At 70.8% G+C, this 13,224-nt stretch carries 12 protein-coding genes; 9 read left to right on the forward strand and 3 right to left on the reverse strand.

What is annotated here, in order from left to right:
• The 5 genes from pyrF to ACS5PN_RS16095 are packed head-to-tail and all read left to right on the forward strand — an operon-like array spanning position 1 to position 5,325.
• Positions 1-801, forward strand: a complete 801-nt coding sequence (gene pyrF, locus ACS5PN_RS16075) for an orotidine-5'-phosphate decarboxylase (RefSeq protein ID WP_439464984.1) — start codon at positions 1-3, stop codon at positions 799-801.
• Between the two features lie 2 nt (positions 802-803).
• Positions 804-4,109, forward strand: a complete 3,306-nt coding sequence (locus ACS5PN_RS16080; RefSeq protein ID WP_439464985.1) for a PAS domain S-box protein — start codon at positions 804-806, stop codon at positions 4,107-4,109.
• 27 nt (positions 4,110-4,136) lie between these two features.
• Positions 4,137-4,850 carry a queuosine precursor transporter gene (locus tag ACS5PN_RS16085; protein WP_439464986.1) on the forward strand — a complete coding sequence of 238 codons (714 nt, stop codon included), beginning with the start codon at positions 4,137-4,139 and terminating at the stop codon, positions 4,848-4,850.
• A gap of 23 nt (positions 4,851-4,873) precedes the next feature.
• Positions 4,874-5,143: a hypothetical protein gene (locus ACS5PN_RS16090; RefSeq protein WP_439464987.1), complete on the forward strand. Its 270-nt coding sequence runs from the start codon at positions 4,874-4,876 to the stop codon at positions 5,141-5,143.
• 47 nt (positions 5,144-5,190) lie between these two features.
• Positions 5,191-5,325, forward strand: coding sequence for a hypothetical protein (locus ACS5PN_RS16095; protein ID WP_439464988.1), 135 nt, complete (start codon positions 5,191-5,193; stop codon positions 5,323-5,325).
• A gap of 63 nt (positions 5,326-5,388) precedes the next feature.
• Here the strand turns inward: ACS5PN_RS16095 and ACS5PN_RS16100 are convergent, their stop codons facing one another.
• Both ACS5PN_RS16100 and ACS5PN_RS16105 read right to left on the reverse strand, forming a co-directional pair.
• Positions 5,389-7,719 (reverse strand): molybdopterin cofactor-binding domain-containing protein, encoded by a 2,331-nt coding sequence (locus tag ACS5PN_RS16100; protein ID WP_439464989.1) that lies wholly within the window; start codon positions 7,717-7,719, stop codon positions 5,389-5,391.
• Entirely contained in the window at positions 7,716-8,180 is a 465-nt protein-coding gene (locus tag ACS5PN_RS16105) for a (2Fe-2S)-binding protein (protein ID WP_439464990.1), read from the reverse strand. The genes ACS5PN_RS16100 and ACS5PN_RS16105 overlap by 4 nt, the downstream gene beginning before the upstream one ends.
• A gap of 73 nt (positions 8,181-8,253) precedes the next feature.
• Between ACS5PN_RS16105 and ACS5PN_RS16110 the strand changes: the two genes are divergently transcribed.
• On the forward strand, positions 8,254-8,922 hold the full coding sequence (locus tag ACS5PN_RS16110) for an esterase (RefSeq protein ID WP_439464991.1): 669 nt from the start codon (positions 8,254-8,256) through the stop codon (positions 8,920-8,922).
• Positions 8,922-9,368: a membrane protein insertion efficiency factor YidD gene (gene yidD / locus ACS5PN_RS16115; protein WP_439464992.1), complete on the forward strand. Its 447-nt coding sequence runs from the start codon at positions 8,922-8,924 to the stop codon at positions 9,366-9,368. Before ACS5PN_RS16110 ends, yidD begins: the two co-directional genes overlap by 1 nt.
• Before the next feature lie 14 nt (positions 9,369-9,382).
• Here the strand turns inward: yidD and ACS5PN_RS16120 are convergent, their stop codons facing one another.
• Positions 9,383-9,865 (reverse strand): nuclear transport factor 2 family protein, encoded by a 483-nt coding sequence (locus ACS5PN_RS16120; RefSeq protein WP_439464993.1) that lies wholly within the window; start codon positions 9,863-9,865, stop codon positions 9,383-9,385.
• A gap of 118 nt (positions 9,866-9,983) precedes the next feature.
• Here ACS5PN_RS16120 and ACS5PN_RS16125 point away from each other — a divergent pair, with 118 nt between their 5' ends.
• Together ACS5PN_RS16125 and ACS5PN_RS16130 are read left to right on the forward strand one after the other, a co-directional pair.
• The gene (locus ACS5PN_RS16125) at positions 9,984-10,964 is read left to right on the forward strand and encodes an XdhC family protein (protein WP_439464994.1); all 981 of its coding nucleotides are present in this window, start codon (positions 9,984-9,986) and stop codon (positions 10,962-10,964) included.
• The gene (locus ACS5PN_RS16130) at positions 10,961-13,222 is read left to right on the forward strand and encodes a WD40 repeat domain-containing protein (protein WP_439464995.1); all 2,262 of its coding nucleotides are present in this window, start codon (positions 10,961-10,963) and stop codon (positions 13,220-13,222) included. The genes ACS5PN_RS16125 and ACS5PN_RS16130 overlap by 4 nt, the downstream gene beginning before the upstream one ends.
• Positions 13,223-13,224: the final 2 nt, after the last annotated feature.

Consider the following 13,224-nt stretch of genomic DNA (forward strand, 5'->3'; position numbering starts at 1 on the left):
ATGAGTTTTCTTTCCCAACTTCAAGCCTGTTCCCACTCGCGCCTGTGCGTCGGCCTCGACCCCGAGCCGTCCAAGCTGCCGGGGGCCTGGGCCGGCGATGTCTCGAAGTTCTATGACTTCTGCGCGGCCATCGTCGATGCCACCAAGGACCTCGCCTGCGCCTTCAAGCCGCAGATCGCCTACTTCGCCGCCCACCGCGCCGAAGACCAGCTCGAGCGCCTGATCGCCCACATCCACGAGGTCGCGCCCGGCGTGCCGGTCATCCTCGACGCCAAGCGCGGCGACATCGGCTCTACCGCCGAGCAGTACGCCCGCGAGGCCTTCGTGCGCTACCAGGCCGACGCCGTGACCCTGTCGCCCTTCATGGGCTTCGACTCCGTCGAGCCCTACCTCGCCTATGAAGGCAAGGGTGCCATCCTGCTTTGCCGCACCTCCAACAAGGGCGGCGACGACTGGCAGATGCAGCGCCTGGCCGACGTGCCCGGCCAGCCGAGGCTGTTCGAGCACCTGGCCCATCTGGCCGAGACGCAGTGGAACCGCAACGGCCAGCTCGGCCTGGTTGTCGGTGCGACGTATCCGGGCGAGATCGCCCGTGTGCGGGAGCTCGCGCCCACGCTGCCCCTGCTGGTGCCGGGTGTGGGCGCCCAGGGCGGCGATGCCGCCGCCGTCGTCCAGGCCGCCGGCCGCACGGCGCCCCTGGCCGTCAACTCCTCGCGCGCCATCCTCTACGCCAGCAGCGGCGCCGACTTCGCGGCGCGTGCCCGCGCCGTGGCGGAAGCCACCAGACTGTCGCTCGTCTGAACATGGGGCGGACCGGCGAAGAACTCAGCAGCCTCGTCGGGCACGCCGAACCGCCCGAAGAGCAGCACGAGCGCTTGCAGACCAGCATGCGGCTGCAGGCCTCGCGGGTCTTCCTGATGGCCTGCGCGCCGGTCTTCGTGCCGGTGGCTGCCTTGTTCTGGTGGACGCGCCAGCCACATGAGTGGCTGGATGGCTGGCTGCCGCCGGCCCTGTCGCTGGTCATTTCAGTGCTGGCCCTGCTGCGCCTGGCCGTGCTGTCGCGCGCGCCGCGCCGCAAGGAGCAGCCCCTCATCGCCCTGGGCATGATGACGCTGGTGCTGGCACTGCCGGTGGCCGCCGCGGTGTCGCGCGACCTCGGCCTGTGGTCGCTGAGCCTGCCGTTGATGAGCCTGGTCGTCGCCTTCGCGACCGGCTTGCTGGGCCTGTTCGCCGGCATCGTGCTGACCCTGCTCGGCGCGGCCGCTCTGGCCGGCCTGGGTGCGGGTGAAGCCATGGGCTGGGCCACGCATCCCACCGCCTCGTCCAGCCTGGCGCTGCGCGCCATCATCCAGTTCAGCTTGCTGGGCTCGGGCCTGGTGGCCGGCGTCGGCCTGTTGAAGATGGTCAAGCGGTCCCTCGCCGAGGCCGACGAACGCACTGCGCGCTTTCGCGGCCTGCTCGGCATGGCGGTGGACTGGTACTGGGAGATGGACCGCGAGTTCCGCTTCACCCATGTGGCCGAAGAAAGGCCGGGCAGCTCGGGCCTGGACCTGAGCAGCCGCATCGGCAAGACGCCCTGGGAAATCGACGCCATGGGCCTGTCCGATGACGAACTCGACGCCCATCGCGCCGACCTCGAATCGCACCGGCCCTTCCACGGCATGGTGGCGCGCCGTGTCGGTCTGGATGGCAGTTCGCGCTGGGTTTCCATCAGCGGCGAGCCGCGCTTCGATGCGCAGGGCAATTTCCGCGGCTATTGGGGCGTCGGCCGCGACGTGACCGGCGAAGTGGCTGCCGAGCAGACCGTGCAGGCCACCGAGACGCGCTACCGCGAGCTGTTCCGCCGCTCGCCCAGCCCGCTGGTGCTGCACCGCTGGGGGCGCGTCGTCGACGCCAACCCCGCGGCCATGGCCATGTTCGGCTATGCACAGCGCTCCAGCATGATCGGCCAGGACCTGTTCAGCCACTACGAGCCCGGCGACGACGAGACCGCCCGCCAGCAGGCCGCGCGGCTCGAGGGCCTGGCCCCCGGCGCCATGCAGCCCATGGCCGAGTACCGGCTGCGCACGCTGTCGCGCCGCCGCCGCCTGGTGCAGGCCACCAGCGTGCGCGTCGAGACGGCGTCGGGCCCCGCCACGCTGACCTTCTTCACCGACCAGACCGAGCAGAGCCGCGCCCAGGACGCGCTGCGCCGCAGCGAAGGCCTGCTGTCGCACCTGGTCGCCACCAGTCCCGACGTCATCACGCTGACCGAGGCCGAGAGCGGCCGCTATGCGATGGTCAACAAGGCCTTCGAGCAGCTCAGCGGCTGGAACAGCTCGGAGATCCTGGGCCGCACCGCCGACGACATCGGCATCTGGCACAACACGGCCGATCGCACCGCCGTGCGCGACGCCATCCGCCGTGACGGCGTTGCCAGCAATGTGCCCATCAGCTTCCGGCGCAAGGACGGCAGCGCCATCTCCATGCTGGTGTCGGTCGCGCCCTTCGAGATGGACGGCCAGAACTATCTGGTGCTGTATGCCCGCGACGTGTCGGAGAGCGAGCGCACCCGCCTCGTGCACGGCGCCATCCTGGAGAACGCGTCCATCGGCATTGCCCTGACGCGCGACCAGCAGTTCGTGCTGGCCAACCCGCGTGTCGAGGCCATGTTCGGCTGGGAGCGCGGCGCCCTGATCGGCCAGCATGGCAGCGTCGTCTGGCCCAGCGTGGAGGACTGGCAGTCCGTGGGCCGCGACCTCGGGCCGCGCCTGGCCAATGGCGAGCAGGTCGAGGCCGAGCGCACCATGCGCCGCCGCGACGGCTCGACCTTCCTGGCCCGCCTGCTGGCCCAGGTGGTCGATACCGCCCACCCCAGCCGCGGCGGCACCATCTGGATCATCGAGGACGTCACCGAGAGACGTCGCGTCGAGGACCAGCTCGCCCATGCCAAGGACGAGGCCCAGGCCGCCAGCCGCGCCAAGAGCGCCTTCCTGGCCAACACCAGCCACGAGATCCGCACGCCGCTGAACGGCCTGCTGGGCCTGGGCCGCCTGGCCCAGCAGCCCGACATCTCCGACACCCAGAGGCGCGACTACCTCAACCAGATGATGGACAGCGCCGAGAGCCTGTCCGGCCTGATCTCCGACATCCTGGACCTGTCCAAGATCGAGGCCGGCCGCCTGACGCTGGAGAGCCAGCCCTTCTCGCTGCGCGAGCTGCTGGCCTCCATCCGCCTGGCCTATCTGACGCTGGCCCAGGCGCGCGGCCTGACCTTTGCCGTCGAGATCGACCCGGCCCTGCCGAGCTGGGTCTTCGGCGACCCACTGCGCACCCGCCAGATCCTGTCCAACTACCTGACCAATGCGCTGAAGTTCACCGAGTCCGGGGGCATCACCGTCGCCGTGCGCGCCCTGCCCGCCAATGCCCGCGGCAGCGCCGGCGAGTGGGTGCACATCGAGGTGCGCGACACCGGTCCGGGCATCGCGCCGGATCAGCAGGCCCGTCTCTTCCAGCCCTTCACCCAGGCCGACGAATCGACGACGCGCCGCTTCGGCGGCACCGGCCTGGGCCTGTCCATCTGCCGCGAACTCGCGACGCTGATGGGCGGCGAGGTCGGCGTCAACAGCGCACCGGGCGAGGGCTCGGCCTTCTGGGCCGAGCTGCCCCTGCCGGGCGCACCGGCCCCCATGGCCCACCAGCCGCGCGAGACCCGCGCTGCCGGCCATGCCCACGACGCCCTGCACGGCCGGCGCGTGCTGATCGCCGAGGACCATCCGGTCAACATGCTGATCGCCGTGGCCCAGCTCGAGCAATGGGGCATGGAGGTGGCCCAGGCCAGCGACGGCCGCCAGGCCATCGAGGCCGTGCTGGCGGCGGCCAGCGTCGGCAAGCCCTTCGACATCGTGCTGATGGATGTGCAGATGCCCGTCATGGGCGGCCACGACGCCACCCGCGAGCTGCGCAAGCATTTCAAGGCGGGCGAGCTGCCCATCGTCGCGCTGACGGCGGCGGCCCTGGTCTCGGAGCGTGACGACGCCTTCGCGGCCGGCATGAACGACTTCCTGACCAAGCCCATCGACACGCCCAAGCTGCACCAGACGCTGTTACGTTTGACGTCGGCGCGTTGACAATGCCGGCTCCAACAGGAGGAGCCCATGACCGCACCCGCACCCCGCAGCTTCAAGTACTACGACTTGATCATGGCGGCTTTCGTCTGCGTGCTGCTGTGCTCCAACCTGATCGGTGCGGCCAAGGCGGCCCAGCTGACGCTGCCGGTGATTGGCACGGTCACCTTCGGCGCCGACCTGTTCTTCTTCCCGATCAGCTACATCTTTGGCGACATCCTGACCGAGGTCTACGGCTATGGCCGCGACCGCCGCGTCGTCTGGGCCGGCTTCGGCGCCCTGGTGTTCTCGGCCTTCATGGCCTATGTCGTCGTGCACCTGCCGCCGGCCCAGAACGACTTCATGGCGGCCTACCAGCCGCATCTGGATGCCGTGTTCGGCAACACCTGGCGCATCGTCGCCGGCTCCATGATCGCCTTCGCCTGCGGCAGTTTCGCCAACAGCTTCGTGCTGGCCAAGATGAAGATCGCGACCCAGGGCAGGTTCCTGTGGGCGCGCATCGTCGGCTCCACCATCGTCGGCCAGCTCGTCGACACCGGCGTCTTCTTCCTGATCGCCTTCTACGGCATCTGGCCCAACGAGCAGCTGTTCGCCGTCATCGTCACCCAGTACCTGTTCAAGACCATCTGGGAAGCGGTGATGTATCCGCTGACGGCCAAGGTCGTGGCCTTTCTGAAGCGCGTCGAAGGCGAAGACCATTACGACCGCGGCACCAACTTCAACCCCTTCTCCATGAAGGTCTGAGCTTCAGGCGCTAGAGTCCGCCCATGCTGCGCCGTCTCGCTCTCGTGCTGATGCTGCTCGCCGGCCTGGCCTTGGGGCCGCTGGCGCGCGCGGCCCAGCCCTGCTGCGATCAGGGCGGTTGCGACGCCATGCCGGCCTGCGTGGCTGTCTGCGCGCTGTGTTCCGCCAGCCCCGCTGCGCTGCCCGCGCCCGAGCCGGCGCAGTTCACCGCTGTGCCAGCCTTGCTCGGCCCGATGGCCCTGGCCATGGCCTTTGACGATTGGATTGACGAGATCTGGACGCCACCCGACTAGGGACGCGCGCCTCCACCCCGTTGTTTTTCCAACTTCAAAGGACTTCCATGAAATCCAAACTGATGATCCGCGCCGCTGCCGCGGTCGCCCTGCTGTCGGCCTCGGCCGTCGCCTTTGCCGCCCAGAACTGCTGCGGCGACCTGGCCTGCTGCGTCCAGCAGCTGATGGCCTGCTGCCTGTAATCCAGGCCTGAAGCAAAACGGCGGCCTCGAAGGCCGCCGTTTTCATTCGAGACCGCCGTTCTGTCAGCCGCCCAGCGGCAGGCTGCGCCGCCTTTCGCCGGTCAGCGCGAACCAGGCATTGGCCAGGGCCGGTGCCACAGGCGGCAGGCCGGGCTCGCCGACGCCGGTGGGTGGGGCGTCGCTGGGCATGAGATGGGTCTCGATGACGGGGCATTGCGCCATCGTCATCAGCGGGTGGTCGGGGAAGCTCTTCTGCTGCACCTCGCCGTCGATGATGTCGATGCGCCCCCACAGCGCCGCCGTCAGGCCGAAGACGATGCAGCTCTCCATCTGGCGCACCACGATGCCGGGGTTGACCACGGTGCCGCAGTCGATGGCGCAGACGACACGCTTCACGCGCGGCTTGCCGTTTTCCTTCGTCACCTCCAGCACCTGGGCCACCACGCTGCCGAAGCTTTCGTGAACGGCCACGCCGCGCGCCACGCCGGCGGGCAGGGGCTGGCCCCAGCCGGCGGCCTCGGCCGCGCGTTTGAGCACGGCTTGGTGGCGCGGCAGGCCTTCCAGCAACTGCATGCGGAAGGCCACCGGATCGGCCTTGGCGGCGTGGGCCAGTTCGTCGATGAAGCCTTCCTTGAAGAAGGCGTGGTGGGAATGGCCGACGCCGCGCCACATGCCCACCGGCACGCCGCTGCGCGTGGGGCGGTGGGCGATGCGCGCGTTCGGGATGGCATAGGCCAGCTCGAACAGGCCTTCGGAGGCCGTCTTGTCCGGCGCGTCGCCACGCAGCATCAGGGCGGCCGGCGCGCGGCCGTCGGGGAAGGCGTTGCGGTTCAGCACATCCAGTGTTGGCGCCAGGCCTGGCATGACGCGCTCAGCCCAGCGCGGCACGATGGCGTCGGACGCATTCGTGATGGCCAGGGCCAGCGGCTGGCCCTGCGCGTCCAGGCCGGCCTGCAGCACCGCCACTTCGGCCGGGCGGTAGAAGTCGTGCGTCATGTCCTCCTCGCGCGACCAGACCAGCTGCACCGGCAGCCCGCCCATCTCCAGCGCGATGCGCACGGCCTGGGCGATGAAGTCGACGTCCAGGCGCCGGCCGAACCCGCCGCCGAGATAGGTCACGTGTACGGTCACGGCTTCGAGCGACACGCCGGCGACATGGGCCGCCACGTCGCGCGCGAAGCCCGGCACCTGGGTGGGCGCCCAGACGGTGACGTGGCCGTCCAGCACCTGGGCCGTGCAGTTCATCGGCTCCATCGTCGTGTGCGACAGATAGGGCGCGCTGTAGACGGCCTCCAGCTTGGTCGCGGCGCCGGCGAGCGCGCCCTGCACATCGCCCTGCTTCAGGAAGGCAAAGCCCTCCCCGCCTTGATGGGCTCGCCTGGCCTCGGCCTCCAGCGCGGCCAGGATGTCCTTGGAGTCGAGCCGGCCATTGGGCGGCGGCTGCCAATCGACCTCCAGCGCCCGGGCCGCCTCGCGGGCATGCCAGGTGGTGCGCGCGACGACGGCATAGGCCGCGGTCGAGCCGGCCAGGGGGCCGAGTGAAACGACCCGCAGCACGCCGGGCCGGGCGCGGATGGCGTCGACATTGGCCGGGCCGATGCCACCGCCCAGCATGGGGCAGTGGCGGATGGCGGCGAAGACCTGGCCCTGCTCACGCACGTCCAGGCCGAAGCGGGCGCTGCCGTTCACCTTGGCCGCGAGGTCGGTGCGCGGCAGGGCCTGGCCGATCTGCGTCCATTGCTTGCGGTCCTTGAGCCTGACCTCGCCGGGGGGCGTCAGCGCGGCCTGCGCGGCCAGCTCGCCATAGTGGCTGAGGGCCCCGCTGGCGTGGTGGATGGTGCCGGCCTTGACCGTCAGCTCGTCCACCGGCAGCTTGTGCTTCAGGGCGGCAGCGCCCAGCAGCTGCGCGCGCGCGGTGGCGGCGGCCAGCCGCAGCGTGTCCCAGGCGTCGGCGATGGAGGATGAACCGCCGGTCAGGTTCAGCCCCAGCTCGCGCCCCACCTTGGCCGTGATCCAGTGGGCGAACCTGTAGCCGGTGCGTCCCTGGTCGCGCGGGCCGAAGGGGACGCCGCCGACCAGGGCTGCGATATTGCCGTAGATGGCCTCATGGCCGGCTTCCGTCAGCCGCACCGTGTGCAGCGGCACGTCCAGCTCCTCGGCCACCAGCTGGGCCAGCGACGTGTGCACACCCTGGCCCATCTCGCTGCGGTTCATGGCCAGCACGACGGCGCCGTCGCGGGCGATCTTGATCCAGCCGTTCAGCCCGACTTCGCCGTCGACCGCGGGCAGGGTGTGAGCGCCGCCCAGGCGCGCGCGCGGCGGCATGAAGCCCCAGCCGACGACGAGGGCGCCGAGCGCGCCGGCGCCGGTCAGCAACCAGGTACGCCGCTTCATTTCTTCAGGCCCCTGGTCGCTTGCTTGATGGCTGCACGCACGCGGGGATAGGTGCCGCAGCGGCACAGATTGGTCATGGCCGCGTCGATGTCGGCGTCGCTCGGGTTCCTGTTCTTCGCCAGCAGGGCGGCCGCCGCCATCAGCATGCCGCTCTGGCAATAGCCGCATTGCGGCACCTGCTCGGCCAGCCAGGCCAGCTGCAGGGCGTGGGGGTGGTCCTTGTCTCCGAGCCCTTCGATGGTCGTGATGGCCTTGCCCTGGCAGGCGCCGAGGGGCGTCACGCAGGAGCGCGTGGCCTGGCCGTCCACATGCACGGTGCAGGCGCCACAGGCGGCGATGCCGCAGCCGAACTTGGTGCCCGTCAGGTTGAGGCCGTCGCGCAGCGCCCACAGCAGCGGCATGGCCGGGTCGCTGGCGATTTCGGGCAGGCTCATGGCCTGACCGTTGACTTTCAGTTCCATCGGGCGGGCCTGGGAGTGGGAGGAAACATCAACAGAGCGCCCCAGGATAGCGGCGAAGGCCGAAAATACCGGCATGAGCCTCCCTCAAGATGCAACAGCGCCCGATCTGCTGTTTGCCCTGCTGCCCGACGGCGGCATCGCCCCCGATGGCCCCGACACGCTGGCGCCGCTGGCTGCCGCCCTGCACGCCCAATACCCCAAGGCGCTGACGCTGAACCTGCACCCGCCGCTGCGCGATGCCGAAGGCCGCTGCCGCTGGTGGCCGGAGTCGGAGCCCAGCCCGGAGGGCGTCAGCGCGGCCCTGCCGCATCTGCTCGAGCGCCTGCGCATGGAAGCCAAGAAACTGGACCTGCCCTGGCAGCGCGTCGCCCTGGCCGGCGTCGGCGACGGCGCCTTGCTCGCCCTGGAGGCGGTGCAGGCTGAGAGCCAGTTGGTGGGTCGTGTGCTGGCCTTTGCCGGCGGCTATCTGGCCCGGCCCGAGCATGCGCCCCAGGATGTCTGCGTGCACCTGCTGCACGGCCTGGCCGACCAGCGCTTCCCCTACCGCCATGTCGTCGACGCGGCCCAGGCCCTGGTCGACCTCGGCGCCGACGTGACGGCCGACCTGCTGCCCCACATCGACCACAGCCTGCACCCGGCCCTCATCGAGAAGGCCATGGAGCAGCTGCGCACCTTCATCCCGGCGCGGCTGTGGCGCGAGGCCGTCATCGCCGCGCGAGAGAACGAAAGGCCGGGGGCCTAGTGCTGCGCGAGCCGGCCCTGGCCGCCATCGGCATCTACCAGCGCTATGTCTCGCCCTACAAGGGCTTCTGCTGCGCCTATCGCGCCCATACGGGCGGCCCCAGCTGCTCGGCGCTGGGCACACGCGTGATCCGGCGCCATGGCCTGCTGGCCGGCACAGTGCTGCTGCGCCGGCGGCTGAGGCGCTGTGGCGAGGTGTACCGGCACTTTCACCCGACAGGCCCGCGGCCGTTGGCGGCTCAGCGCGGCGACTGTGACGCCAGTTGTGATGGGCCGGGAGATGGTTGCGATGGCTGGGACTGTGATGTCTGTGATGGCTGCGATGCCTGTGACTGGCCGGATCGCAAGCGCAAGGACAAGCCGACCGCCAGCAGGCGGCGCCACAGCGCCAGTTCACGCTGGGACGAGTCGGCCGACAGCGACGCCAGCCGCCGCCGCGATGGCTGATCGGGCGACGGCGGTCATTGCTTGTTGTCCGGATCCCAATGCTCGGCAAGCTTGCCGTTCTCGATGCGGAACATGTCGAACCAGGTGGTCGTGTAGGTCTTCTTCGCGTCCTTGGGGTCGGGCAGTTCACTGACAAAGCTGAGCACGACGAGGTCGCCTTCGGCGGTGATGGCCACCAGCGGCGCCTTCACGCGGTCTTCGATGGGCTTGGGCTTGGCCACTTTGGGGAACACGGCAACGAAGCCGGCACGCCCCGTGGGCACCTGCGGGTTGTGCTGGATATAGGACTCGGCCAGGTAGCGGTCCGCCAGTTCCATATGCCCGCCCTCGAAGACTTCGCGCCAGAAATCGTAGACCAGGCGCTTGTTGGCCGCCAGCTTGGGGTCGGCGCTGGCCAGCAGCCGGGCGTGGTCGGGCTGGGCCTGGACGGGCAGCTGGGCGAGGACCGGTGACGCCAGTGTGGCGGCCACCAGGCCGGCGAGAAAGGCTTTCTTCATGAAGGGCTTTCGACGAGGGGCAGCCAGTCTAGGCAGGGCGCTGGGCGGAGCCGCAGGTCATGGTCCCTGCAGGTGAATGCCGTTCGCGGTATGGTCGCGGCGGATCACGAACAGGCACATGGACAACCTCGATCTCAATGTTCTGCGCACGGCCGCCGGCTGGCGGGCCGAGGCACGCGGCGTCGTGCTGGGCACGATCACCCGCACTTGGGGTTCGGCACCGCGGCCGGTCGGTTCGCTGGTGGCGGTGCGGGACGATGGCCAGATCGCCGGCTCGGTGTCGGGCGGCTGCATCGAGGACGATCTCGTCGCGCAATTGCGCGCCGGCAGCCTGCAGATCGACAGGCCGACGCCGCTGCGTTATGGCGTTGGCGCCGAGGAGGCGCGCCGCTTCGGTCTGCCCTGTGGCGGCACGCTGGAGCTGATGCTGGAGCCGCTCGGGCCGCAGTCCGGTGTCGACGCCCTGCTGGCGCGGCTGGAGCGCGGCGAGCGTGTGCGTCGCACCCTGGACCTGGCCACGGGCAGCGCCACCCTGACCGATGCCGAGCCCGGTGCCGATACCTTGACGCTGTCCGAGACCCATCTCGTCAGCCACCACGGCCCGCAGTGGCGGCTGCTCGTCATCGGCGCCGGCCAGATGACCGACTACCTGGCCAAGATGGCCCTGGCCCTGGACTACGGCGTCACCGTCTGCGACCCGCGCGCCGAATACGCCGACGGCTTCGACATCGCCGGCGTGACGCTGACGCGCGACATGCCCGACGATGTCGTCATCGCCTTCAAGGCCGATGGGGCGACCGCCATCGTGGCCCTGACCCACGACCCCAAGCTCGACGACCTGGCGCTGATGGAGGCGCTGAAGGGCGCGGCGTTCTATGTTGGCGCCATCGGCTCGCGCGTCAACCAGGGCAAGCGCCGCGCGCGGCTGAGCGAGCATTTCGGCCTGACCGAGGCCGAGCTCGACCGCCTGCACGGCCCGGTCGGCCTGGACATCGGCGCACGCACGCCGCCCGAGATCGCGCTCAGCATCCTGGCCGAGATGACGGCGGTGCGCTACCGCGCTGCAGGAGCCAAGGCCGAAGCGGGATGCAGGCTTTGAGGTGGGCCGTCGCCGCCCTGCTGGGCCTGGGGGTCTGGTGGAGCACCGCAGCGCTGGCCGCGGCCGTGCAGCCTCTGGACCTGGGGCCGGTCTCGGCCTATCCGGGCGCGCTGGCTGTGTCGCGTGACGGGCGCTTGGCAGCGCATGTCGACGCCAGCGGCGGCGTGCGGGTGTGGGATGCCGTGACGACACGCCCCGTCGAAGGCCTGCCCGTGGGCCAGCCGCCGGCCAGCAGCGTGGCGCTGAGCGCTGACGGCGAGCTGTTGGTGGTGGGGCATCCTGATGGCCGCGTTGTGCTGTGGCAGCGCGGCCGCGCGGCACCGCTGCGCGAATTCCGCGGTCATGCCGGCCGCATCCTGGCGCTCGACATCTCGGCGGACGGGCGCAGGCTGGCCAGCGGCAGTGAAGACGGCACAACGCAGCTCTTCGACCTGCAGACGGCGCGGCGCCTGCAGGTGCTGGATTCCGTCTACAGCGGCCATCCTGGCGAAGGTGTGGCCGTGCCCGTCGCGGTTGCGTTCGCCGCACAAGGCCGGCTGCTGCTGACCCACGACTGGCAGCGCCGCCACTATGACGTCGGCCGCGTCACGTCGCTGTGGGACGCCGAGCAGGGCGTGGAGCTGGCGACGCAGGAGGTGGCGCCGCCGAACGGCGACGAGGCGTTGCAGTCGGGGCAGGCCCTGGGGGCAGGGGGCTGGTTGCTGGCCTACACCGGCCAGAAGCAGCTGATGGCCCAGCGGCTGGACGGCTGCTCGGCGGCGCGGCCGATTGCCCCCGCCGTCGAAGAGCCCGCGGCCGCGGGCCGCTACGCTGATGCAGTGGTGGTCGACCCGCTGGGGCGCTGGGTGGCCACGACGCACGGCGCCGACGCGAAGTTCTTCGCCGCGGCAGGCGGCCGAGCCGGCATCTCCTTGCCGCTGCCCGGTCGTGCCCTGGCACTGGCCCCGCTCGCGGATGGCCGCTCCCTGCTCGCGGTGCTGGACACGGCGGCGGCCAGCGGCTCAGGCATGACGCTGCTGCGCGCCGATGCGCCTGCGCCCAAGCCGGCACGGCTGTATCGCATCGCCGTACCCGCCGCATTGCTGGCCTTGCCGGCCCTGCAGGTGGCCGCCGATGCGCAGCCCTGCGCGGTCAGCGATGCCGTGCGTCGCCGCCAGCAGTTCAGCATCCCGGAGGGCCTGGTGCCACTTGCCGTGGCCCAGAAGCTCACGCCCAACCTGCCGCCCCCGCCCGGCGCCGAGCCCCGGCCGCTGGGGGCGGTGCAGCGCCTGCATTTCAATGGGCAGGGACAGTTGCTCGCCCTTTACTCGGATCGCGGCGACACGCGGCCCGGTGTCAACGTCTGGAGCCTGTCCAGCGGGCGCACGGTGCTGGCGCGCGACATCGCCCGACAGAGCGAGTCCCAGCCCCTGTGGCTGGGTGTGGATTGGGTGGTGGTCGACACGCAGAACCACCTGGTGCGCGCGATCACGGGCCAGCGGCTGCTCGCCTCAATCCACGGCGATGGCTGGCTGGACGCGCAGGTGACGGCGGACCCCGAGACCGGCCGGCTCTACCGCATCGCCGGCGCCGGCGTCGAACAGGTGGCGGCCGATGGCCAGCGGCTGCCCTCGGTGCGCGCCCGTGGCGCCATCGCCGCCCTGAGCGCGCGCAACGGGCGCTTGCTGGTCATCTACCGCAACGGCGGCGTCGAGCTGTTTGGCGGCTCGCCGCTGGCCTCGGTGCTGTTCCGGCCGGCCAGGCCGCGCGCACCGGATGCCGACGACGAGCGCTGGGTGCAGCTGATGCTGTCGGCCGACGGGCGCTTTGCGCAGGCCACGATCGATGCGTCGAACTCGGAGACGTGGCCCTACGACCTGGCCTGGCGCCTGGCTGACGGCAAGCCGCTGGGCAGCGGCATCGCGCTGGCGGAACTGCCGCGGGGCGCGAACCGTGTCGCCGCCGCCGACCTGCGAGCGCATCGGCTGGCGGTCTGGGACCTGGACCGCGAGGAGGCCGTTGCGCGCCTGCCGCGCCACCGCAGCCGTGACGCCCAAGGCAACGCGGTGCTGCTGCAGACGGCCCTCAGCGACGACGGCCGGCGCGTCGCCAGCGCGTCGCCGGATGGCCTGGTGCGCATCTGGGACATCGACACCCATCTGCTGCTCGGTGAAGCCCGGGTAGGCGCCGAGGTCACGGCCCTGGCCTTCGACGCCGCCGGCCGCCAGCTGGCCGTGGGCCGGGCCGGCGGTCAGGTCTGGGTGCTGGTCGTCCCCTGAGG

It is taken from the genome of Roseateles sp. NT4 (genome assembly GCF_051857475.1).
Classification (GTDB): domain Bacteria; phylum Pseudomonadota; class Gammaproteobacteria; order Burkholderiales; family Burkholderiaceae_C; genus Pelomonas.